Origin of the sequence: Rhodococcus sp. ACS1, from assembly GCF_002300155.1 — a bacterium.
Taxonomy (GTDB): domain Bacteria; phylum Actinomycetota; class Actinomycetes; order Mycobacteriales; family Mycobacteriaceae; genus Rhodococcus_F; species Rhodococcus_F koreensis.
Window position 1 is genome coordinate 584,038 of sequence record NZ_NSDZ01000002.1, and the last position, 23,242, is coordinate 607,279.

Sequence of the window (23,242 nt, forward strand, 5' to 3'; positions counted from 1 at the left end):
CGCGATCGAGCTGTCATTCACATCGTTCTGACCCGACTGAATCGCTACATCGTAGTGATGAGGTCCACTGTCGGCGTCACGTGCCGTCACGGTCCGCCGTGGTCCCCCGATCTCCGAAGCAGTCGGCCGATCTCGGCGAGCGGGCCCGGGTCTGCCATCTCGGAGTGGGTGGTGTCGATGTGGTGTGCGATGACGACGCCGTCGGCGTACTCGCGCCAGGCGTCGACGACGTCGGGGTGCCGGTCCAGGTCCCGGGCGGCGACGAACAGCTGGACATCGCCGTCGAACCGCCGGGGGCTGTGGGCCGACGCGATCAGCTCGAGCCGCTCGATCACGGCCCGGATCTCGCGCAGCCGGTCGGCGCTCACGTACGCGCCGAACTGCGCGATCAGTTCGTCCTCGCTCAGGGTTTCCGGTTCGGGTGGCTGATGTTGCGGCAGAAGCGTGTCGAGGAGTGCCGGCGCGGCTACCTCGTGGCCGGCGTCGCGGAGCTGGACGGCCATCTCGTGGGCGATGGTTCCGCCGAGCGACCACCCCAGCAGGTGGTAGGGGCCCGCCGGCTGGACGGACCGGATCGCGTCGACGTACCGCGCGGCCAGCTCGGACAGCGTCTCGGGCAGGTCCGGCATTCCGGTCGCCTGAATGCCGTACAGCGGGCGGTCACCGACGTGATCGGCGAGACCGCCGAAGCACCAGGCCAATCCGCTGAGCGGGTGCACGCAGAACAGCGGCGCTCCCGCATCGGCGGGGCGGAGTTCCACCACGGTGCCGAAGAAGCTCTCGGGCCGTGCACCGTCGTCGATCCGGGCGGCGAGGCGCTGCGCCGTGGGGTCGGTGAAGACCCATTCGATGGGGACGTCGCGGTCCAGCCGGCGGCGCAGTTCCGTCGCCACCGACGCCGCCCCCATCGATGTGCCGCCGAGAGCGAAGAAGGCTTCGTCGGCGGGGACGTCTGCGATGCCCAGGACGTCCGCGAACACGGCGGTGATCGTCTCTTCGAGTTCGCCTGCCGGCAAAGCGGATTCGACGATCTCGATCGTCGGTGCCGGCAGTGCGGCGCGGTCGAGTTTGCCGGACGGCAGCAGCGGCATCGTGTCGACGACCGTCACCGACGCGGGGACCAGGTGCCGCGGCAGCCTGCCGCGCGCGAAGTCGAACACGGATCGCGGCGTCAGTCCCGCGGCGCCCACGACGTACGACGCCAGCACGGTGTCCGTCGGTGTCGGCACCGGGATCGTCACGGCAACTTCGATTTCGGGGTGCCCGGCGAGCACGGCATCGACCTCGGCGGGTTCGACGCGGATTCCGCGGATCTTCACCTGCGAATCGCTGCGGCCCAGGTACTCGAGTCGGCCGCCCGGGTCACGCCGCACCACGTCGCCGGTGCGGTACAGCCGCTCCCCTGGCTTCCCGTAGGGATGTGCCACGAATTGTCCTGCGGTGAGGTCACTTCGGCCCAGGTAGCCGCGGGCGATGCCACTGCCCGCCAGATACAGTTCGCCCGTCACGCCGTCGGGCACGGGATGCAGACGCATGTCGAGGACGAACGCGGCGTCGCCGTCCAGGGCGCTTCCGATGGTGATCGGCAGTCCGGGTTCGAGGGGGCCCGCGACGCACGCGTCGACGGTGAACTCGGTCGGACCGTAGGCGTTGAACAGCCGGTGCCGCCGCGACCACCGGTCGGCGAGGTCCGCGGGCAGTGCCTCTCCCCCGACGACGACCGTCGACGGTGCGAGGCTGTGCGGGTCGAGGGAGGCCAGCACGGTCGGTGTGAGGGTGAAGTGGGTGATGTTCTGTGCCACCAGGAACTGAGCCAATTCCTCACCGGCATAGCTGAAGGCGGGTGCAGCCACGAGGGCGCTGCCCAGCGACACCGCCCAGAGCATTTCGAACACCGCAACGTCGAAGGTCGGGGAGGTCGACTGCAGCACCCGGCCGTCGTCGCCGCCCGCCGCGTCCGACGTGTAGGCGGGGGTGGCGAGGAGGGTCGTCAGTCCGCGGTGCGTGACGACGACGCCCTTCGGCCGGCCCGTGGAACCCGACGTGTAGATCACATACGCCGCGTTGTCCACATCGGGTGCCGCCGGATCCGCGTCACCGGAGGGCCGCTCCTCCAGGCACAACCAGTCGACCGATCGCGGCAGATCCCCGACGCCACCGACCGTCAAACCGAGCACCGCGCGCGAGTCCGTTAGCATCCAGTCGAGCCGCTCCGCGGGATGGGTGGGATCCAGCGACACCCACGCCGCACCGGCCTTGGTCACCGACCACACCGCCAGGAGCCAGTGCCGGCCGCGGGGTGTCGCCACGGCGACGACGTCCTCCGGGCCGACGCCGCGGGACGCGAGTGCGCGGGCCCAGCGGTCCGATTCTTCGTCGAGTTCGCGGTAACTCCACCGGGTGTCACCGTCGACCACCGCGACGGCGGACGGGGTGGCGCCAGCACGGGTGGCAAGGATGCCGCCGAGCGTCCGCGGCGGGGCCACCGGCCGCGGGCCCTGCACGAGTTGTGCGCGTTCGGTGTCGTCGAGGATGTCGAGGTCGCCGACGGCCGCCGACGGGGTGGTCAGGGCGGCCTCGAGGACGACGGCGAACCGGCTCAGGAGCGTGAGCGCCGTCTGCCGGTCGAACAGGTCGGTGGCGTAGTCGAGTCGCACCGTCATGTTCTCGGCCGCGTCGGTCACGTCCCACACGAGGTCGAATTCCGTGGCCTGCGTCTCGGGGTGGTATTCGTCGGTGCCGACGAAAAGTTCAGGGAAGTCGACGGCCCGCTGGTACGTCAGCATCACCTGGAACAGCGGGTTGTGTGCCGCGGATCGGGGTGGGGCGAGGTGTGTCACGACGTCGTCGAACGGGACGTCGGCGTGCGCGAGCGCGTCGAGGTCGACGGCGCGGACGTCGGCGAGGAAATCCTGGAACGGTTGCGCCGGCGAGACCGCGGTGCGCAGTGCCACGGTGCCGACGAACATGCCGACCACGGCGTCGAGCACCGGATCGGGACGGCCGCCGACCGCCGTGCCCACCACGACGTCGGACTGTCCGCTCACGCGGGCCAGTAGCACCGCGAGGGCGGCGTGGAGCACCATGAACACGGTCGTTCCGCGGCTGCGTGACAGTGCGACCACCCGCTCCCGCAGGTCGTCGTCGAGCGTCCATTCCACACTGGCCCCAACGTGGCTGGGGAGTTCCGGTCGGGGGCGATCGGTCGGCAGCGGGAGCGGCCCCGACACACCGGAGAGCACCTGCGCCCAATGCTGGAGCTGGGCGCGAGCCGCGCTGCCGGGATCGGCGGCGGTCCCGAGCAGTTCGCGCATCCAGATCGCGTAGTCGGCGTAATCCACGACCAGCGGCGCCCACTGCGGGGCCGACCCGTCCGCGCGGCACCGGTAGGCGGTGTCGAGGTCGGTGAGCAGCGGTCCCATCGAACCGCCGTCCAGCGCAATGTGGTGGACCACGACGCCGAGCATGAAGCCGCCGCCCTCGGTGCGCCACAGCTTCACCCGCACCGGGGTCTCGGTGGTGAGGTCGAACGGCCGGGCGCTCCACGTGTCGACGGCGAAGTCCGCTTCCGCGCCGAGGTCCTCGGTCACGGACTCGACGGGCATCACCAGCTGATACGGACCTTCGGCGTCGACGGGGAAGACGGTCCGCAGCATCGAATGCCGCTCCAGCACGTCCCGCATCGCCAGCCGGAGGGCGTCGACGTCGACGTCACTGCCGACCCGGGTGACGAACACCATGTTGTGCAGGGCGGTGTCGGGGTTGACCCGGCTGAGCAGCCAGAGGCGTTGCTGCGCGGGCGACAGCGGCACTCGCGCCCCGCTCGGGCGGGGACCGAGCACCGGCCGCATCGCGCCCGACGCGGGGGCGTCCAACCACCGGGCGAGCGACACGGGGGTCGGGTTCTCGAACAGCACCCGCACGGGCACGTCGACGCCGAACGTCGCGGACAGTCGGGCCGTCACCGCCGTCGCAGTCAGGGAATCGCCGCCCGCGTCGAAGAAGTTGTGTCCGGCGCCTATCCGGGCGGAGCCGAGCACGTCGGCGAACACGCCGGCCACCATCTCCTCGGCCGCGGTGCGTGGGGGTGCCGCGACGACGTCGTCGCCCCGGGCCTCCAACGCGGCGACGTCGAGCTTGCCGTTGGCGGTGAGAGGCAGCGTGTCCATCGTGACGATGCGTGGCGGCACCAGATACGAGGGCAGTCGGCCCGTCAGCTTCTGTCGCAGAGTCGCGGAGTCGAGGTCCGTGCCGGCGACGAAGGCGACGAGGTCGTGTCGCTGCACCGACACGGCTGCCTGCTCGACACCGTCCAGCTCCAGCAGGGCCGCCTCGACTTGCGCCGGTTCGATGCGCATGCCGCGCACCTTGACCTGGCGGTCGGCCCGGCCGATGAAGGTGAGGTGGCCGTCCGCCCGTCGGTGCACCAGGTCGCCGGTGCGGTACATGCGGGCGCCGTCCGACGCCGCGACGAACCGTTCCGCCGTCCGGTCGGGTGCGCCGAGGTAGCCCTGGGCGAGTCCGGGTCCGGCGAGGTAGAGCTCACCGACACCGCCGACGGGGACCGCGCGCAGCCGCGTGTCGAGCACGACCGCCGTGGTCCCGGGGATCGGGGCGCCGATCGTCACCGTGCCGGTCGCGGATCCGGGCTCGAATTCGGTCAGCGTCGCGACCACCGTCGACTCGGTCGGACCGTAGGCGTTGAGCAGAAGCCTTCCAGCACTCCACGTTCCGGCCAGTTCGGGGCTCAGGGCCTCGCCTCCGACCCCCACGACCCGCACCGACTCGAGCCCGTGCGGATCGAGCGTCGCGAGGACGGACGGCGTGGAGAGGTAGTGCGTGACCCGCTGCTCGACCAGCAGCCGATGCAGTTCGGCGCCGGCGAAGACGTCGGCGGGGGCCACCACCAGGCAGGCGCCCGAGCCGAACGCGAGCAGCATCTCCAGCAGCGCCGCGTCGAAGGCGGGGTTGTAGCCGTGCAGCACACGGTCGTCGGGGCCCACCCGGTACCGGCGCACCACCTCGGCGGTGAGCGGGCCAAGTCCGCGGTGGGTGACGGCGACGGCCTTGGGCGCACCCGTGGACCCGGAGGTGTGGATCACGTACGCCACGTCCCGTGCGCACTTCTGGTAACCCTGGCGACCAAAACCGCTCACGGGGCTGAATGCCGCACCGGTCTTGGCGATCGCCCAGAGTTCGATCACGAAGTCCGACGACCGCGGCAGGTCGATCGGAACCACCTCGCCCGGTGCGACGCCCAGCGCGGTGAGCTTGCGCGCCCGCACATCGGAACGCTCGTCCAGTTCGCGGTAGGTCAGCGTGACATCGCCGTCGGTGAGCGCGGCGCTGTCGGGGTACGCGGCGGCGGTGGCCGTCAGGATCTCGGCCAGGGTCCGTTCACCGGCGGGCTGCGCACCGACGAGGGGCTCGGCTGCGGTCAGCGCGACGTCGCCCACGGGCACGTCGGGGTCGGCGCAGATCGCCTGGAGTACCCGTCCGAGGGCGGTCGCCACGGCGTCGACGGTCGCGTGGTCGAAGACGTCGGCCGAGTACACGGCGGCGCCGCGCATCCCCGTAGGGACATCACCGTCGGAGGTCTCGGTGAAGGTCAGGTGGAGGTCGAATTTCGCTGTTCCGGTGTCGAATTCCTGCGCCGTCACCGTCATGCCCGCCGCCTCGAGGGTGGGGATCTGCAGATTCTGCAGGGCCAGGGCCACCTGCGGGGTCCGCCCGCCGAGCAGTCCGGCCACCACCTCGAACGGCACATCCGCGTGCTCGAAGGCGTCGACGTCGAAGTCCCGGACCTGTGCGAGGAGTCCGGTGAACGGCATGTCCGGCAGTACCTGCGCCCGCAGCGCGAGGGTGTTCACGAACATGCCCACCAGAGAGTCGAGTGCGCGTTCCCCACGGCCCGCGACGGCCGTGGCGACGACGATGTCGGTCCGGGCGCCGAGCCTGGACAGCACCACGGACAGTGCCGCGTGCAGGACCATGAACGGTGTCGCGTGGTGCTGCGCCGCCAACTGGTGCACGGCCTGCCGCACGTCCGCCGACACGTCGAATTCGACGACGCCGGCGCGTGTCGAACCAGGCGCCGACCGGTCCGGTGTCAGTGGCGCCGTGCTGTCGACGCCGTCCAGCGCCCGGCGCCAGTGCTCGACGCGGCGCTGCCCGTATTCGCCGTCCAGCAGGTCCCGCTCCCACACGGCGTAGTCGGCGTACTGCAGCGGCAGCGGGTTCTCCTGCGGGGCGATCCCGGCGGTGTGCGCGGCGTAGGCACTGAGCACGTCGGCGACGAGCGGGGTCAGCGACCATCCGTCGGCGGCGATGTGGTGGATGTTCACGGCCAGCACGTGGCACTGCGGGTGCAGACGCAACAGCGCGACGCGGATGGGCCGGTCCTCGGTGAGGTCGAATCCGCGGGCGGCGAACTGCTCCATGAACTCGTCGGGATCGCGCACGTCGACCGGCGTCAGGTCGAGCGGCGCCGGGTCGAGGATCTCCTGATGGGGGTGGCCGTCGACGGGGTACCGGGTCCGCAACGTCTCGTGCCGCCGGATCACGTCCTCGAACGCCGCGGTCAGCGCGGCGACGTCGAGTGCGCCCTCCAACCGCACGGTGGCGGGCAGGTTGTACGTCGGCGACCCGGGATCGGTGCGGTTCAGCACCCACATGCGGTACTGGCTGCGGGACAATGGAATGCGGTCCGGTCGGGGCCGTGCGACGAGTGCGGGACGCAGGTCGGTCTCGGGGACCGCGTCGTCGAGGGCTTCGGCCAGTTCGGCGACGGTGGGGTGCGCGAACAGGGTTCGCAGCGGCACGAGGTGTCCCATGGAGTCGGTGAGCCGTGCCGTCAACTGGGTGGCGAGGAGGGAGTTGCCGCCCGCGTCGAAGAAGTGCGTTCCGCGGCCCACGTTCTCGTGTCCGAGGACGTCGGCGAACACGCGGGCCACGGCGCGCTCGGTGTCGGTGTGCGGCGGTTCGTTCTCGGCGATCGCCAGTTCCGGCATCGGCAGCGACCGCAGGTCGAGTTTGCCGTTCACGGTGGGCGGCGCGGCGTCGAGCACCACCACCGCGGTCGGAACCAGGTAGGCCGGCAGCGATTCGGCGAGGCGGCGTCGCAGATCGTGGGTGTCGAGGTGGCCGTTCGGCAGCACGTAGGACACCAGCATCTCGGTGCCGGCGCCGGTGGTGCGCACGACGGTGGCCGCGAAGTCGACGTCGGCGAGCCGCGCGATGACGGTGTCGATTTCGGCCGGTTCGATGCGCACTCCCCGCATCTTGATCTGGGAGTCGTTGCGCCCGAGGTACTCGAGTTCGTGGGCGGCGGCGGTCTTCCGCCAGCGCACCAGGTCGCCGGTGCGGTACAGGCGTGTGCCGCCTTCGGCCGCGACGAACCGCTCCGCCGTCTGCCCCGGCTGGTCCGTGTATCCGCGGGCGAGCGCGCCGCCTGCCAGATACAGCTCCCCGGGCACGCCGGGGGGTACCGGGCGGAGGCGGTCGTCGAGCACTATCGCGGACACACCGTGCACGGGAGCGCCGATCGAGACGGGCTCCCCCACACCGAGTGGCCCGGTGCTGAATGCGTACATGGTGGTTTCGGCGGGACCGTACGCGTTGTACAGGCGACGCCCGGCCCAGCGGTGCACCAACTCGCTACCGAGCCGCTCACCACCGACCATCAGTACCTGCAGGCTCGGAAGGTCCCGTTCGCCGAGGGTGGCGAGGATCGTCGGGGTCATGCAGGCGTGCGTGATGCGGTCGCGTTCCATCAGGTCGGCGAGCGGCGGGCCGGCGTATTCGGCGTCCGACGCGATCACCAGCGTGGCGCCCGACGCCCCGGCTACCAGGACCTCGAGCAGTGTCATGTCGAATCCGGGCGCACCGCGGTGCAGCATCCGGGAGCCGGGGCCCGCCGCATACCGCTCGCGCAGGTCGGCGTCGAGTGCGGCCAGACCGCCGTGGGTCACGACGGCGCCCTTGGGTGTGCCCGTCGTTCCCGAGGTGTAGACGACGTACGCCACCTCGGACGTGAGCGGCAAAGCGTGCTCCGGCACACTTTCCCACTCACGTGGGGTGAACGGGGTGCGCGCGGGGTCGAACAGCACGGGAGCCGCACCGATCTTCGCGATGGCCCACAGCCGCACCACCGCGTCCACCGACCGCGGCTCGGCCCACGGAACCAGGCTTCCGCGGCCCACCCCGCTCTCGCCGAATTCGCGGGCGAGAGTGTCGGATCTCGTGTCCAATTCGCGGTAGGTGAGTTCGACGCCCCCACCCGACACCGCGACAGCGCCTGGCGCGAGGACGGCGCCGCGGGTCAGAATCTCACGCAGCGTCGACGACGCGGGGGCTGCGGGACCGACCGCGGGCACCAGGGCGGCGCGTTCCGCGGCCTCGAAGAGGTCGATGTCGCCCACCGGCAGCAGCGGGTCTGCACTGACGGCCTCGAGGAACCGCACCAGCCGCGACGCGAACTGCTCGATCGTCGAGTGCTCGTACAGGTCTGCGTCATAACCGAAGTCGAGGTGCAGGCGCCCGCCGGGACCGGACTCGGTGACGGTCAGTTGCAGGTCGAAATTGGCCCGGTCGACGACGTCGCCGACGGGTGTCACCGTCAGCCCTGGGAGCGCCACCTGGCCCAGCCGGCTGCGCTGCATCGACAACGCGACCTGGAACAGTGGGTGGTGGGACATCGACCGCGCCGGATTCAGTAGCTCGACCAGAGCCTCGAACGGCATGTCGGCGTGCGTGTAGGCGGCGATGTCCCGTTCGTGGACGTGAGCGAGCAGTTCCGCGAACGTGGCCGTCGGGTCCACCGCGGTGCGCAGCACCAGGGTGCCGGCGAACATTCCCACCATGTCGTCGAGTTGCGGATCGGTGCGACCGGCGACGGCGGTCCCGATGGGGACGTCACGGCTGCCGCTGTATCGCGAGAGGACGGCGGCAAGTGCGGCGTGCAGCACCATGAACGTGGTGGCCCGGCCGCCGCGCGCCAGCGTGTGCACCGCGTCGTGCAGTTGTTCGCCCAGTTCGACGCCGACGGTGCCGGCGTGACCGGACGCCGCCGCCGGGCGCGGATGGTCGGTGGGCAGGGTGACCTGCTCGGGCAGGTCGGCGAGGGTGTCGAGCCAGTACCGCTGCAGGGTGTCGGCGGACTCGTCGTCGAGAACCGCCCGTTGCCACACGCTGTAGTCGCTGTACTGCACGGGCAGCGGGAGCCACTCGGGGCTGCCTCCCCCGAGGCGGGCCTGGTACGCCGTCATCGTGTCGCGGATCAGCGGGGTGAGTGACCACGCGTCGGCGGCGATGTGGTGCACCACGAGGGCGAACACGTGCGCGTCGGGTCCGACGCGATACAGCCGCGACCGGATCGGTGCGTCGACGGACACGTCGAATCCGCTGTCGACGAACGCGCGCAGGTGCGCGTCGACGGCGTCCCCGGGCAGCGCGATCGGCGTCAGATCCAGCGGGACGTTCGCGGCGTCGAGGACGACCTGGTGCACGCCGTCGGCATCGGACGGGTACACGGTGCGCAGAGTGCGGTGCCGCTCGAGCAGGTCGTGTGCGGCGGACGCCAGCGCGTGCACATCCAGTTCGCCGTCGAGGCGGACGATGAGCGGGAGGTTGTATCCCGAAGCACCGGTGTCGAATTGGTTGACGAACCACATGCGCTGTTGCGCCGGCGACAGCGGAACGCGGCCGTCGTGCGAAGCCGGCCGCAGCGGGACACGTCGACGCCCGGCACCGGACCGCTCCTCGATCCGGGCGGCCAACTCGGCGACCGTCGGGGCTTCGAAGACGTCCTTCACCGTCACGTCGATGTCGAAGACGGCACTGACGCGTGCGGACACCCGGGTGGCGAGCAGCGAATTGCCGCCGAGGTCGAAGAAGTTGTGCCGCGTCCCCACCTCGGCACCGCCGAGCACCTCGGCGAACACATCCGCGACCACGTCCTCGATGGGTGTGTGGGTGCCCTGCCCCTCCGCGGTCACGACACCCGGATCGGGCAGCGCGTCGCGGTCGATCTTGCCGTTGACGGTCAACGGAATTGCCGTGACCTGCACCAGTGCGCCGGGCACCATGTGATCGGGCAGGACCGTCCGCAGGTGCCGGGTCAGGGTGGGCTGATCGGCATCGGTCACTACGTAGCCGACGAGTTGTCGTCCGGCAGTCGTGTCGCGGAGAACCACCACCGCTCGCTCGACGCCGGGATGCCGGAGGAGTGCGGCCTCGATTTCGCCGGGTTCGATCCGGTATCCGCGCAATTCGATCTGAGCGTCGGCCCGTCCCACGTAGTCGAGGCGACCGTCGCCGCGGTAGCGGACTCGATCACCGGATCGGTACATCACCGCGCCCTCGACGAACGGGTTCGCGACGAACCGTTCCGCGGTCAGGCCGGGACGGTGCAGATATCCGGAGGAAACCTGGGCCCCTGCGATGTACAGCTCCCCCACGCCGCCTGGTGGCACCGGCCGCAGCGCGGCGTCGAGCACGTAGGTCTGTACTCCGGGCAGTGCGCGACCGATGGACGCCGACGCGTCGCGGGCCGAGAGGTCGAGTTCTGCCGCGGTGACGTGCACGGTGGTTTCGGTGATGCCGAACATGTTGATCGCCCGCACGCCGGGATGCCGTTCGAGCCACGGCCATACGGGTGTCGGATCGAGTGCTTCGCCGCCGAAGATCAGCAGCCGCACCGCCAGATCCGTATCTCCGTCGACCTCCACCAGCTGGCCGAACGCCGACGGCGTCTGGTTGAGGACGGTGACGCCCTCACGGACCAGCAGTTGCCGGAAGTCGTGCGGCGAACGGGCCAGGAAGTGGTCTACGAGAACCAGCCGGCCACCGGTGGTGAGGGCGCCCCACATCTCCCACACGGAGAAGTCGAAGGCAGGTGAGTGGAACATCGTCCACACATCGTCCGGCCCGAACCCGAACTCGTCCTGCGTATTCGCCAGCAGCGACAGCACATTGGCGTGCGAGACGAGCACGCCCTTCGGCCGCCCGGTCGACCCGGACGTGTAGATCACGTATGCACTTCGTGCCCGTGAGTACTTGTTAACCGCCCGTGGGTAAGAAGTACTCACGGGGGGCGCAGCCGCATCGGCGATCACCGCGACCGGCTTCGCATCGTCCAGCAGGTACTGGATGCGCTCCGCGGGGTACTGCGGGTCGACGGGCAGGTAGGCGCCGCCGGCCCTGACGACCCCGACGATCGCGGCGATCAGATCCGGCGACTGCGGCAGCACGACGGCCACGACGTCGCCGGCGACGACACCCGCCTCGCTCAGCGACGAGGCGACCACAGCGGAGCGCTCGTCGAGATCCGCGTATGTCAGCGACTGGTCCCCGAACGTGACCGCCACCGCGTCGGGGCGTTCGACGGCGCAGTCCATGAACAACTCGTGCAGGAACGCGGCGGCGGGCTCGCGTCCGGGAACGCTCGTCAGGGCGTCGGCCAGTTCCTCAGCGGTGAGAACGTCGATCGCCCCCATCGAAGCGTCGCTCTCGACAGCGGCGAAGGAGCTCAGGAAGTCGACGAACCGCGACAACAGCCGGTCGAGTTCCTCTTCGCCGTAGCGGCCGGGATTCGCTTCGAAGTCGACCCGGACGGTGCACCCGTCCACCGACGGGTAGAGGTTGAGCGACAAGTCGTCGGCCAGACCGGTCGTGAGCACGTTGAACTCGCCCACGAGTTCACCGAGCACGATCTCTCGGTGGAAGTTCATGACGTTGACGGTCGGGCCGAACCCGCGGCGGGACGGTTGTGCGCGGCCTTCCCACATGTCTTCGTGACGGTATCGCTGACGACGCAATGCACCCGTCAGTTCGAGTTGAACCTCCCGGACCAGTTCTTCGATGCTTCCGCCGGGATCGAGGTGAACCCTCAAGGGGACGACGTTCGCCATCATTCCCGTCGAACGTCGGGCGGATGCGCTTGTCCGAGCCGAAACAGGAAGGCTCAGTACCACGTCCGCGGCACCGGCCATTCGTCCTAGATACGCGGCGAACGCGGCAACGATCACGGGCACTTCGGATGAGTTCCACTGGCGCGCCAGTTCCTCGATCCGGCTCGCGACCGCAGCCTCCATGACACGGCTCGCTACCCGTGGCGGAGACGTCGGTCGCGCATGTCGATCCGTGAACCGGACCGGTTCGGGCAGTTCAGCGGTCCGTTCCGCCCAGTACTCGCGGTCGCGGAGGTATCGGCCGGTAGTGCGGTACTCGATCTCTGCGTCGTACAGCGCGCGCAGGCTCATCGCGGTGGACGGCGGCGCCTCGGTTCCGCTGACGAGATGGGTGTAGAGCTCCGCCACACGATTCATCAGCACCATGGCGCCGTACGCGTCCATCACCAGGTGATGAGTGCGGGAGTACCAGTAGTAGTGGTTCTGGCCGAGATGCAACAGGGTTGCGGCGATCAACCGGTCGGTCATCACGTCGAGTGGCCGGCTGTATTCGTCAGTCATCCAGCGGTGTGCCTCGGCGACCGGGTCCGCGTGGTCGCGCATGTCCCGGTAGACGAGCGCATCCTGGATGCTCAGATCGACCACCTGACGGGGCTCACCGGCCACGTCGACCAGGCGGACGAAGGCGGACTCCAACTCGCGACAACCGCGATCGGTGGCCGACACGAGGAGGTCGTAGTCGACCCGTCCACGTACCTCGACGAACTGGGCGATATTGAAGGGCGCGGCCGGGTCGAGTTGCTGAGCGAACCACAGCGCTTGTTGCGCACGCGAAAGCGGAAACGCTCTCACTTCCGCCACCCCGCCCTCACAGGGCGTTGCCACCCATATGTCCCGCCACTCAGCCGTACCTCGAAAGTTATGAGGCAGTGCCTCGACGGGACTTACATCGTGGGCGCCTCGTGGTTCGTTACGTGGGCTAGACAATACTGGGCAAATCATCGCCCCTCCACACGAGGGGGGACTGTGAGCGGTACGTCACGATAATCTCTGCACACCCTCAGACAGGAGCCATGCAGTAATGGACGACAACGTCACGGGCCCGTCGGGTTTCGGCACGTCAGGCCCGGACAATCACGGGTCGGACGGCCGGGCTCAGGCGGCGGACGGAACACCGGTTCGACGTGTCCGTAAACGCCGGACACACCAACCTCGGGTGCGGGCGCATAGGCTCCGGCGGCGCGTGATCGTCGGCGGCTCGGTGGCCGTGGTGGTTGTCGTCGCGTTCGGCGCGTGGCTGGGCTTCACTGCCCGCGAGGCGAAGGCGAACCTCGAGGAGGCGCGTGGTCACGCGCAGATCGCCAAGGACGCCCTGCTCGACGGCGACACCGAGATTGCCCAGCGGTCGGCGGCCGACGCCGACAAGTACGCGTCGCGGGCCTACGACAACACGCACTCGATTCCGTGGAGCATCACCGCCGCCGTCCCGGTTCTCGGTAGCCCGCTAGCAACTTCTCAGCAGATTTCCGAGGTCGTGCGGGGGCTCACCCACGACGTCTTGAGTCCTGCCGTGGACGCCGGAAGCACGCTGGCCCCCGATCAGCTGATCGAGGGCGGTGGCCGCGTCAACGTGCAGTCGTTGCGTGACGCCGTTCCGGTACTGGATCGGACATCCGTTGCCGCGCAGTCACTGTCGGATCAGGCGCAGTCCATCGACGAGGCCACCTACCTCGGCGTGGTGAACGAGGCACGCACGGCGTTGCAGGATCAGACGGCCGAGCTGTCGAAGCTGCTGAGCAACACCGCGATCGCCGCGAAGGTGGTGCCGGCGATGCTCGGCGGGGACGGGCCGCGGAACTACTTCCTCGGATTCCAGACGAACGCCGAAGCTCGTGGAACAGGTGGGCTGCTGGGCGGATTCGGCATCGTTCGCGCCCACGACGGATCGGCGAAGGTCGACACGCTCGCCTCGAACGCGGAGCTGTCGATGGACAAGCAACCCCTCGATCTCGGCCCCGAATTCGAGGCACGGTACGGCCCCAGCCGACCCACCACCGACTTCCGGAACAGCAACCTCAGTTCCCACTTTCCCTACGCCGCGCAGATCTGGAAATCGCTGTGGGCGCAGGAATCCGGCGAACAGGTTGACGGAGCCGTCGCGACCGATCCTGTCGCGCTCAGCTACGTGCTCGGCGCCATCGGCCCGGTCACGATGCCGGACGGTGAGGTGATCACGAAGGACAACGTCGTGGAGCTCACCGAATCGACCGCGTATGTGCGATTCGCGGACGACAACAAGGCCCGTAAGCAGTACCTGCAGACTGTCGCCGCGCGGGTGGTCGACAAGATGACCGGCAAGCTGTCGTCCCCGCAGGCGCTGCTCGACGCGCTGGGCAAGGCGGCCGGCGAGGGGCGTATCGCGGTGTGGAGTGCGGACCCCGCTCTGCAGCAGGTGCTTTCGGGCACGAAGGTAGGCAACGTCGTTCCGGACGACGCGGCGCCGTACGCGGGTGTCGTGGTGAACAACCAGGGCGGAAACAAGCTCGACTACTACCTGTCCCGTGAGATCGAATACGTCGCAGACAGTTGCGTCGACGATACCCGTTCGTCGACCGTCACCGTGCGTCTGACCAACAACACCCCCGCGGGGGAATTCCCCGACTATGTTGCGGGGTTGTTCGAGACGGTCGGTAACGTTCCGAAGGGCACCAACGCCGTCGACCTGTCGTTGCTCGCCACCAGCGGCGCGACCCTCGACAAGGTGACGGTCAACGGCGCTCAGCAGTTCGTCTTCACCGGCACCGAACTCGGTCACCCCGCCTTCAACGTGCGAGCGATGGTTCAACGGGGAAAGACCGCCGAGGTGAAATTCGAGCTCACCGAGCCCTCCGCTCCGGGCGAGGCCCGGGTCCCGGTGCAGCCGTTGGTGGATTCGCCGAACGTCACGGTGAACGTGCCGAACTGCGGCAGCTGATCGTGAGGTACCGCCGCTACTGCGGGTTCGCGTCGGGCGGCGGTATCTGGACGACGTTCTCCGTCTCGACGGACTGCACGCCGGGAACGGACTCGAGGAGGGCATGCTCGTCCTCCCCCACCGCGCCGGAAATGATTCCGATCGTGTGCAGTACCTGATCGACACGCATTCCGCGCAGCCGCAGCGCCGCGCCGACCGCCTCGATGTCGTCGAGGTGGTCGGCGTCGACGGTCACGGTGATCGCGATCATGCCGGTGCCTGGATCAGCCCCGACCCGACATCGAGGGACGGCAGCAGGAGTCTGCGGGCCTGTTGCGTGAGGACGGCCCACAGGTCGGGGCCCGTGCGTCCGGTCGCCTCGCACCACAGCGCGGCGATGCCCGCGACGTGTGGGGCGGCCATGCTGGTCCCGCTCTTGGTGCCGTACCGCGTCGGCACGGGGACGGTCGAGAACACGCCCACCCCGGGACCCGCCACATCGATCTGACCGCCGATGACGGGGTTGCTGCGGGCCGAGAAGTTGGCCAGTCCGAGCGCCGAGTCGATCGCTGCGACGGCCATGATCGACGGGCTGTTCGCGGGTGGACCCACGAACCCCATGTTCCCTGCCGCGCGGTTCGCGTTGTTGCCTGCGGCCGCGACAATTAGCGACCCCAATGCCAGTGCCCGGCTGCCCACCGTCTCGTACGCAACGGACACCGCCTCCACGTTCGCGCCGAGGGACATCGAGATGACCTGGCAGCCGTTCACGATCGCCCATTCGATTCCGGCGAGAATTCCCCGGTCGGCTCCGCGTCCCTGATCGGACAACACCTTGCCGACGAAGATGTCTGCCTTGTGGGCCACTCCGTATCGGCGGGTGCCGCTCGGGGACTTGGGGCCGCACGCGGTTCCGACGCAGTGAGTGCCGTGCCCGTGACCGTCCTGCGCGGCGGCACCCGGCACGAACGACTGGGCGGTGATGGCGCGGTTCTCGAAATCCGGATGCGCCAGATCGAAGCCGGTGTCGAGGACGGCGACCTTGACGCCGAAGCCCCCGCACGCCGACGCGCTGACATTGGTGGCATGCAGTCCCCACGTGATGTCCGCGGTGTCGGTGAAGCTTGCCACTTCGGCCTGCACCCGAGGATCGGTGCCGATGGAGAGGGCGTAGTGCATCAGTTCGGGTTCGATGGAGAGCACCGGGCCGTCGCCGGCCTCGGCCGCCCGTAGTGCCGCCAGTTGGTCGGGATCGGCGGTGACCACCGCGATCCCCAGTTCGTCGAACACGACGGCGTCGGCGTCCTGCGTCTCCGACAGGTCCAGCGCGCTGGATTCGAATTCGGTGCTGCGTGCCACGTCGGACAGCCCCGCAACGTCGCGGAGTGTCTGTGCGGCGTCCGTTCGGTTGCCGCCTTCGGTGAAGACGACGACGTGGCTGCCCGTGACTTCGGGTTCGGAGGGGGCGGCGAGTGTGTTGTCGCCGTCGTTGTCGCCGTATGAATTTCCGTGTGATATCACGATGTCGTCCTTGATCGGGGTGAGTCATTCAGGTGAGCGCTGTGGGTCGGTTCGATCGTCGACCGGCGTTCAGAGGGGGCCTTCAGTGTTCGAACACCTCAACGCTCCATCGATTGGTCCCGAATTCCACGAGTGGCGCTCTACCCGACTATTGGGTGGACCGAGCCGGCGGGCAGAGTAGTTCGGCTCACGCCGCCGTCGAGGTGGGGTGATACCAGTCGACGACGACGGACCGCACTCCCACCGATGCGATCATCGTGCGGATGGGGCCGTCGACACACAATTGGCTCTCGACGTGTCGTGCGCTGGAGCAATCACAGATGTTCGGCGTGGCCGTCAGCCCGATCAGGATTTCCGGGGACGCGCTGGAGCGGCCGCCCTCGATGAGGAGCATCTCCTCGTCGACGACGCGAACCGCGACGTCCCGGCCGTCCGCGACGTCTCCGACGACCAGCGCGAGGTAATCGACATCGTCGTCCTCGTCGCGGGCGGCGATCAGACGGGCCGTGCAGGTTCCCAGTGGCACGAGTTCGTCCAGCACCAGATCGGTGGACTCGGATTCGCGGAGTTCGACCCGTCTCGCCGTCCAACTGAAGAAGGGCTCCGGCCGCGCGGTCATGACGTTCTCCTGTAGTTCGACGCAATAACTTTCCGCGATACGCATTCAGCTTGGCCGAAATGTCAGTTAGTCTCGCGAGTAGCGCCCTACTCGAACGCGCGGGACACGCCTCGGGTCGAGAACGAAACCGAACCGGCGCCCGTGCCGGCCTACTCAACCCGTCGACGCTTCCGGAGTATTGCGGCGAAAAGCGACTCCGAGGTTGTATTGCACTGTTTTGCTTCCCAACTCGCGTTCGATCCTCGTCGCGGTGCTGTTTCCGGGGGCGCGAGAATCTAGAATCAGACCTATGGGTCCGGTGTGGCCTCTCGTTCAGCGGCAAGTCGAGTTCGACGCGATCACCGCGTCGCTCACGGCTCGGTCCGGGGGATGCGGTGTCGTCCTCACGGGCGATCCCGGCGTCGGCAAGACCACTCTCGCGCGGTTCGCCACCGAGTCATTGCCTCAAGAGGTGAAATGGGTGGCGGGCACCGAGTCGGCCCGGAGCATTCCGCTGGGTGTGTTCGCCCATCTGGTCGGAACGTCCACCTCCCGGGATCCGGTCGCGTTTCTGTCCGCGGCGCGGCAGGCGCTCCTCGACGACGGTCACAGTCACGACGTGGTGGTCGGCGTGGACGACGCTCATCTCCTCGATCAGCTGTCGGCAACGTTCCTTCACCAGCTCGCCCTCGACAAGGCCGTCCACATCGTCGCCACCGTTCGCAACGGTGAGACCGTCCCCGACGCGATCACGTCGTTGTGGAAGGACGGCCACCTCCTGCGACTCGAGCTGGCGCCGTTCAGCCGGGATCAGAGCATCGAACTGATCGAGTCCGTGCTCGACGGCCCCCTCGAGGGGCTGAGCGCCGACATGATCTGGGAGGCGTCCGGTGGGAACGCGTTGTTCGTCCGGCACCTGGTGGAGGGCGCCCTCGAAGCCGGGACGCTGCGCCGCTCCGGTGGCGTCTGGCAGTTACGGGGACGAGCCGCCATCACGTCCGAACTCGCATCCCTGCTGGAGCACCGGATCGATCAGATACCCCACGACGTGCTGCAGGCGTTGCAGCTTCTCACGTTCTGCGAGCCGCTCGATCTGGACATCCTCGGTCAGCTGGCGGGCGAGGACGCAGTGGAGGAGGCCGAGCGACGCGGCCTCGTCAGGATCATCGAGGACGGACGCCGGCTCGACGTCCGCTACACGCATCCACTATTCGGTGAGGTGATCCGGCGACGGGTGGGGCGCGCGGCGGGGCGGCGACTCCGCGGACAGCTCGTGGAGGCTTTGAGCAGTCGCGCCGTGGTCGGGTCGTCGAATCGGATTCGGCTGGCAGAGTTGGCCCTCGACAGCGATCGATCCGTCGAGCCCGCCCTGCTGGTCGACGCCGCCGAGGATGCCATCGGATTGGCGAATGTACCTCTGGGGGAACGGCTCGCCCGCGCGGCACTCGACCAGACCGGCAGCTTCGAGGCGGCCGACCTCCTGGCCCGAGCACTGCTGTGGCAGGGACACGCCACCGAGGCGGAATCGTTGCTGCGCTCCTTTTCGCCCGACAGCCTCGACCAGGTGCAGCTGGTGCGCTGGGGCACGTCGCGGATCGCGAACCTGTTCTGGGCGAGCGGCGAGTCGGAGAAGGCCGACGAGGTCCTCGCGGTGCTCCGCGCGAAGGTGACTCACCCCAGTCTCGTGCCGATCATCGAGGGAATCGGCTCGGTGTGCGCGGTGTTCGAGAATCGGCCCGAGGAAGCGGCGGCAGCAGCGATGGCGATACTGGCCGCCGATCGGGTGTTGCCGTGGGCGGTCGAGTGGGCATTCTTCGGTGGCGGACTGTCGCTGGCCTTGATGGGACGCGGCGACCGGGTGCCCGAGCTGGCGGCACGCAGCGCGGCGGTGGCCGATCAGATCGACGGGCTTCTGCGGTTCCCGGCCGCACACGGTGAGATCCTCGCGTTGACGCTCACCGGACAGTTCGCCGCGGCACAACGCCGAGCCGAGGAGTACCTCTCGTTGGCGTCGAGCGGCCGATACGTTGCGTGGGGGCTTGCGAACATCCTGGTCGGGACGGTGGAGCTTGCCCGTGGTCGGTTCCACGACGCTGCGGGTCGCCTCGAGCAGGCGATCGCCGCCCTCAACGTGGGCGACACGGCCGACGCCATCTCGTGGAGTTTCCCCGCCTACATCGTCCTCGGTCAGGCATATGCGGAACTCGGTCGCATCCACGAGGCGGACGGGATCATCACCGCTGCGCAGGCCCGGAACGGCCGGCACGTTGCCGTGTTCGGGCCCCAGCTCATGATGTCGCAGGCGTGGCTTGCCGCGGCACGCGGGGAAACCTCCCGGGCCGTTGATCTGTCGCGGTCGGCTGCAGAGTCCGCGTGCACAGCCGGTCAATTCGGCATCGAGGCAGTCGCGCTGCACCTTGCCACCCGGTTCGGTGACACGACAACCGCGACGCGTCTCGCCGAGTTGGCCGACATCTGCGATGGCCAACTTGTCGACATCATTGCCCGACACGCGGCAGCGATCGCGACTGGCGACGGATGCGGTGTGGCATCGGCGGCAGCGGAGTTCGAGACGATCGGCGCCCTGCCGGATGCCGCAGACGCTTATGCACTGGCGGCGATCGCGTTTACACATGCCGGAGACAGACGGCGTTCGATCAAGTGCGCTGATGCGGCCGAGGCGCTGACGGCCCGATGCGACCACATGTCGTCCCCCGCACTCGTTGAGGCCGCACATCCACTCCCCCTCACGAGTCGTGAGCGGGAGGTGGCCTCGATGGCGGCGGCTGGGTTGTCGAATAAGCAGATTGCCGATCGGCTGTTCGTGTCAGTGCGGACGGTGGAGGGCCATATCTACCGGGCGTATATGAAACTCGATGTCGGTGATCGCAACGGGTTGGCGGAGTCGATGGGGCCGCCACGGATCCACGCCGACCGAACCACCGGAATCGTCCGCACCTGGAGGGACGAAGAGGGCTGGGGCGTCATCGATTCCGATGCGACTCCCGGTGGCGCGTGGACGCACCACAGCAACCTCACGGGTTCGGGTTTTCGTTCGCTGACGCCCGGGCACAAGGTGACATTCGAGCCAGAGACGGTGGCCGGCGGGACGCAGGACGGCTACCACTACCGGGCACTGGATGTTCGAAAGGTGGAGTAGAGCCGCCTTCGGCTTTGCCGTCATCTCGAGTATCGAGAACTCAGCATCGCACCTGGAGGAATGCGTTGATGCCCCCGACGGTTTGGGAGACGTAGAGGAGCTCCCAGCGGGCGACGCTGCCCTGGTGGTCCCGCGGGACCGGCCACATCACGAGTTACCACCCAGTTCGGTGACGCGACTACCGCCAGTCGTCTCGGCGATTGGCCGACATCTGCGACGGCCATTTTGCCGAGAATGCGGCCAGGCATGCCGACGCAGGGCAGTCGGGCGACGGGTGTGATGGGGCATCGGCAGCGGAGTTCGAGGGAGTTGGCGCCCTGCCCAATGCCGTGGACGCCTGTGCTCGGGTAGTAATCGCGTTCACGCCTGCCGGAGACGAGCGGCGTTCGAGCGAGCGCACTGCTGCGGTCGTAGCGCTTGTCGGCGTGGTGCGATCAGATGTCGTCGCCAGCATCGATGAGGTCGACGGTTCGCTGACACTGCCCGCACTCCGGGCACGACGACATGCCGGCTCGGCAACAGGAATCGTCCTGTTGCGGAGTCGGCGATGTGTGGGGCGCCCCGGGTCAGGATGCTCGGGGCCGTGCCCTGTTGTGTGCAGGTATCGGTTTCCGGTCCCAGTCGACTTGCCGAGGTGGGATGAATATGGGGTGCCGGTCGGCTCCCATTTCTATTTCCCAGTCACTGTGGTGCATGAGCCGGTGATGAAATCCGCAGAGCAGTACCAGATTGCCCATGTCGGAGGGTCCCCCGGCGGACCAGTGGATGATGTGATGGCCCTCGCACCACGATGGCGGCGCTCCGCATCCGGGGAATGCGCATCCTCGATCTCTCGCCACCAACGCTTTTCGCTGTCTCTTGGTGATTGTCCGGGTGGAGATGCCGAGGTCGAGGGGCGATCCGTTCTCGTCGAGCACGATCGGCGTGTAGATCGAATCGCAGGTCAGGAGCCGGGCTGCTTTGATGCTCAGTGGCCCCATCCACTCGGTCCAGGCCACGCCGTCGACGGCGAAGAGTTGCCCATCGGGCACCGGCGCACTGTTCTGTTCTCGCGCACTGCAGTCGGTGTGGTCGGCGAGGTCTTTGATGTTGACGTGGAGGGAGACGTGTGGCCGTTCGCCACCTTCTTCGCCGGCGATCCCGGAATCGAGGTAGCGGCGCAGCAGTTCGGTGAACCCGTCGGCCCGTCGTTGTCCGGGGGTGCGGTCGTCTTTGGTTCCGTCTTGCGCAGGTCGTGGCTTGGAGAGGCCGGACAGCGCCGACAGCAGCATTTCACCGGTCACCGCATCCAGGTCGCCCTTCACCGCGATGCGTCCGTTCAGTGTTTTGGAGGCGTGGAACTCGTTGCGTTCGGTGTCTTCACTGGGCGGCGGGTCATCCGATTCGAAGACGCGCTCCAGTCGGGCGATCACCGCACGCACCGCATCGGTGTTTGCGGTCGGACCGGTTGCGGCGAAGAGCAACGCGTTCCGGCAGTCGTCCATCGCCTCGTCCGGCATGCCCTTGGGTGGCCGTTCGCAGAACTTCATGATCAGCGCCGCATGCTCCGCCGAGATGTTGGTGTCGTAAAACTCGTCGGCGATCTCCGGTTGGAACCGCAATCCCCGGCCCAACATCACGATTCGCCCCGCTGCACCGACCTCGAGCAATGTCTTGGACGCCAGCCACATCTTGGCGTTCGGAAATCCCAACACATCGACGTGGCAGCGATGGTCGACGGCACCGACCAGCTTGACGCGCAGCGCCTCGAGTCGCTGGATCTCCTCCGAGACCCGCACCACTGAGTCGAGCAGCTCCGCCTCGGCCAGACGCCACGCATCACCGACCGCGGTCGCCAGAATCTCGTCCGACAACGCCCCCTGGATATCCTCCCCGATCCCCATGCTCGAATTCTAGTTCGAACACACTTTCGAGTCAATGGCTAGTGCAAACTGGCTCTTTCGCACGCGAGCCAAGCAACAATGGCGGCATGACAACTCCCGGCGTCGTTCGCAGCCGGCGCCTCCAGGAGATGTAAGGCATCATCGGATTCCGGCGAAACGTCGGGTTGATGCTGGACGTTGTTTCACAGCGTGGCGGTCGAGGGCTTCCCCACACTTCGCGAGGCCCAGGGTGGAGTTCGAGTGGAACGCGCTCGACAACCCAATGGACGGGTGCAATTTCTCCACGATTCGCGCGTGGCCAGCGGGGAGCGAGCCGTACGTCGCGCCACCGCCGGACAGCCCTTACGCGTCCCGATTGTGGATCACCTTTCCCGACGGCACGGCGAGGGAGATCACCGAAGCGGATCTTCCTCCCGCGCCCCCGCGGATTCACGCAGACCGCACTACCGGAATCGTGCGCACCTGGAGCGACGAAGAGGGCTGGGGTGTGATCGATTCCGACGCCACTCCCGGTGGCGCGTGGGCGCACTTCAGCTATGTTTCAGGCCCGGGGTTTCGCTTTCTGACCCCGGGACACCGGGTCACGTTCGAGCCCGAATCGACGATCGGCGGAACGCAGGACGGCTACCACTTCCGGGCACTGGATGTTCGGAAGGTGGACTAGATCAGCCGCCGCACCCTTCGCAACCGAGAGCCACAATTCAGCTGCGCCTCTGGAAGAACGCCTTCACGAACCCGAACGTCTGATAGAGGTAGATGTATTCCCATTGGGCGAGGCTGAAGTCGTAGTCTCGCGGGACCGGCCGCATGACGATCTCGCCTTCGAAGCACTGGGAGAAGATGTACCGCGCACGCGGTAGGTGGTATCGCCAGCTGATCACCATGACGCTGGTCCACCCGTGCTGCGCGGCGAGGTCCCGCGTGAACAGGGCCTCGCCTCGCGTCGTACTCGGTTGCGGCGGGACGCAGGTGACGGTGAAGCGCGGATCCTGGATGGCACAAAAGTCGGCCATCTTGCGGTCGCCCTTCCAGTAAGGATTCGACAGCACAATGTTCGTCGAGAAGCCCTCCCGCGCAAGTTCGATGCCGTACTCCTCGCGACCATCGCGATCCCCGCCGAGCACGATGATGGCATCGACAGGTCTCATCGGATCGACATGCGACTTGGAGTAGAGGAAGTAGCCCATCCCTCCCAGGCCGGCTACTCCTACAGCCGCA

9 protein-coding genes are annotated in these 23,242 nt (G+C 68.1%); 3 read left to right on the forward strand and 6 right to left on the reverse strand.

The features are described from left to right. Nucleotides 1-86: 86 nt before the first annotated feature. On the reverse strand, nucleotides 87-12,761 hold the full coding sequence (locus tag CJ179_RS09990) for a non-ribosomal peptide synthetase (protein WP_241031507.1): 12,675 nt from the start codon (nucleotides 12,759-12,761) through the stop codon (nucleotides 87-89). A 229-nt stretch (nucleotides 12,762-12,990) separates the two neighbouring features. Between CJ179_RS09990 and CJ179_RS09995 the strand changes: the two genes are divergently transcribed. Beyond that, nucleotides 12,991-14,883 (forward strand): DUF4012 domain-containing protein, encoded by a 1,893-nt coding sequence (locus CJ179_RS09995; RefSeq protein WP_241031506.1) that lies wholly within the window; start codon nucleotides 12,991-12,993, stop codon nucleotides 14,881-14,883. A gap of 16 nt (nucleotides 14,884-14,899) precedes the next feature. Here CJ179_RS09995 and CJ179_RS10000 read toward each other — a convergent pair whose 3' ends face one another. The 3 genes from CJ179_RS10000 to CJ179_RS10010 all read right to left on the reverse strand — a co-directional run bounded on the left by CJ179_RS10000 (nucleotide 14,900) and on the right by CJ179_RS10010 (nucleotide 17,002). Then, nucleotides 14,900-15,133: a hypothetical protein gene (locus CJ179_RS10000; RefSeq protein ID WP_095861322.1), complete on the reverse strand. Its 234-nt coding sequence runs from the start codon at nucleotides 15,131-15,133 to the stop codon at nucleotides 14,900-14,902. Beyond that, complete coding sequence (locus tag CJ179_RS10005; RefSeq protein WP_095861323.1) at nucleotides 15,130-16,383, reverse strand: S8 family serine peptidase; 1,254 nt, start codon at nucleotides 16,381-16,383, stop codon at nucleotides 15,130-15,132. The genes CJ179_RS10000 and CJ179_RS10005 overlap by 4 nt, the downstream gene beginning before the upstream one ends. 187 nt (nucleotides 16,384-16,570) lie before the next feature. Beyond that, entirely contained in the window at nucleotides 16,571-17,002 is a 432-nt protein-coding gene (locus CJ179_RS10010) for a hypothetical protein (protein ID WP_095861324.1), read from the reverse strand. Between the two features lie 289 nt (nucleotides 17,003-17,291). Between CJ179_RS10010 and CJ179_RS10015 the strand changes: the two genes are divergently transcribed. Further along, nucleotides 17,292-20,141, forward strand: a complete 2,850-nt coding sequence (locus tag CJ179_RS10015) for a LuxR C-terminal-related transcriptional regulator (RefSeq protein ID WP_095861325.1) — start codon at nucleotides 17,292-17,294, stop codon at nucleotides 20,139-20,141. 566 nt (nucleotides 20,142-20,707) lie between these two features. Here the strand turns inward: CJ179_RS10015 and CJ179_RS10020 are convergent. Further along, nucleotides 20,708-22,024 carry an HNH endonuclease signature motif containing protein gene (locus tag CJ179_RS10020; RefSeq protein WP_095861326.1) on the reverse strand — a complete coding sequence of 439 codons (1,317 nt, stop codon included), beginning with the start codon at nucleotides 22,022-22,024 and terminating at the stop codon, nucleotides 20,708-20,710. 454 nt (nucleotides 22,025-22,478) lie between these two features. Here CJ179_RS10020 and CJ179_RS52650 point away from each other — a divergent pair, with 454 nt between their 5' ends. Continuing rightward, on the forward strand, nucleotides 22,479-22,688 hold the full coding sequence (locus tag CJ179_RS52650) for a cold-shock protein (protein ID WP_241031505.1): 210 nt from the start codon (nucleotides 22,479-22,481) through the stop codon (nucleotides 22,686-22,688). A 37-nt stretch (nucleotides 22,689-22,725) separates the two neighbouring features. On the opposite strand, the gene CJ179_RS10030 is transcribed toward CJ179_RS52650, so the two are convergent. Next, nucleotides 22,726-23,172 (reverse strand): YdcF family protein, encoded by a 447-nt coding sequence (locus CJ179_RS10030; RefSeq protein ID WP_306454237.1) that lies wholly within the window; start codon nucleotides 23,170-23,172, stop codon nucleotides 22,726-22,728. Nucleotides 23,173-23,242: the final 70 nt, after the last annotated feature.